Origin of the sequence: Wolbachia endosymbiont of Pentalonia nigronervosa (assembly GCF_014534705.1) — a bacterium.
GTDB lineage: Bacteria > Pseudomonadota > Alphaproteobacteria > Rickettsiales > Anaplasmataceae > Wolbachia.
On record NZ_JACVWV010000154.1, the window covers coordinates 1 to 1,392 of the forward strand.

Annotated in this window: 2 protein-coding genes; both read right to left on the minus strand. The window is 33.9% G+C overall.

Annotated elements, in window-relative coordinates; all coding sequences use genetic code 11:
* Nucleotides 1-352: 352 nt before the first annotated feature.
* Nucleotides 353-1,288 carry a contractile injection system protein, VgrG/Pvc8 family gene (locus tag IC220_RS07545; protein ID WP_188153792.1) on the minus strand — a complete coding sequence of 312 codons (936 nt, stop codon included), beginning with the start codon at nucleotides 1,286-1,288 and terminating at the stop codon, nucleotides 353-355.
* Nucleotides 1,285-1,392: tail protein X (locus tag IC220_RS08135; RefSeq protein WP_369408779.1), on the minus strand; the 108-nt coding region annotated here is incomplete at its 5' end. The genes IC220_RS08135 and IC220_RS07545, both read right to left, overlap by 4 nt.

A 1,392-nucleotide genomic window follows, 5' to 3' on the forward strand; every position in this document is an offset into this window, starting at 1 on the left:
ATTATATATCTTATTGCATTAATAATCGCTCTAATATCGTGTTTTCTTGGCCTTCCTATTGCCCCTTGTGCAACGTATGGCTCTAGTATTTCCCATTCTTTGTCACTTATGTCACTTGGATACATTTTTTTACCTCTTAATTCTACATTTGCTTTAGTATATTTATCTTTTCATTTCTTTTCAAGACATCTTCTTAGACTTTTGATAGCAATATGTAATAACAACACATACCACTAGTATCGTAAACCATACAAAATGTATTTTATCTTTTTCATTATATTCCAGTTTATTCATACTCAGCAGTTTCTTCATATTAAATAGACTATTTACTTATTTTTTCTTAACACCGTTTTCATTTACTTAAAGATGCAGATAATGTAGTAAGATAACCAGAACTATTTAAGGTATGCTCTGCTCTATTGACTATCCATTCGCCATCTACTGCTTGATTAAAGCCTATAAGATTAAGTTTTGCCTCTGCAAATATTTGAGGATTACCTGGCATTGTTATCTCTAAAGTTTCATTGCTGCGTTTTAATTGTTTTAGCTTGGCATTTGCTGCACTTACTGCTGACTCTGCATTGGGGTAAATTTCCAGCATAATATAACTTGGTTCACCGCTACCAACCATTTCTTTAATAGTCTCACCCTTTTCATAACTATGCCACTTTGCTATTACGGAATTGTACTTATCACGTACGGTAAAATGTACTTGCCAGTTAGTTGTGTCTTGAGGCTTAATAGTCGTTGTCCCTAATGCCTTTCCTGTTGCTGATTTTGCCATATTTTTGGGAATGAATAGTATGTACCCTCCAGCTAATTTTGCCATTGCTTCTCGCTCTACTGCTATTTTTGTTAACAGACTTATGTCGCTCTCCTCAGTTTGATTAATGTGAGGTATAAGTACATCTTTAAATTCCTCTGCAACTTTGTATCCATACCCATGTTTATGTGCTATTTCTTTTACTAAATCACTTAGTGTAATCTGGTGCCATTCCCTAGATACTTTTTCTTTTAATGATATTCTCAAATTTGTTGCATGGGCTTTGATTAGTAGAGTTTTAGGTGGTCCTTGCATTGTAACTTCATTGACTGTATATATACCCATTGGCAACACACCTGTTTCTCTATAACCTAGAGCGATATTTAATTCATTTGGAACATCTACATCTTCATTTTCATAGTTGACACATACTTCTGCTACATCATCAATTGTTCCAGATTCATCAGTAAGGTGTATCGATATCACATGGTTCTTTATTTCTTCAATGCTAAATTCAGGTTTCATTCCCATACCTTTAAAACAGATTTCTTCAATGGCTCTTTTATTATAGGCAGCTTAATCTTCAACCCTGATGGTAAAGAACCATTATACTTTGCAAGACCAGGATT

What these genes read in the sequence shown, in the direction of transcription:
- IC220_RS07545 (WP_188153792.1), bottom strand. Translation starts at nt 1,288, where the DNA reads ATGAAACCTGAATTTAGCATTGAAGAAATAAAGAACCATGTGATATCG.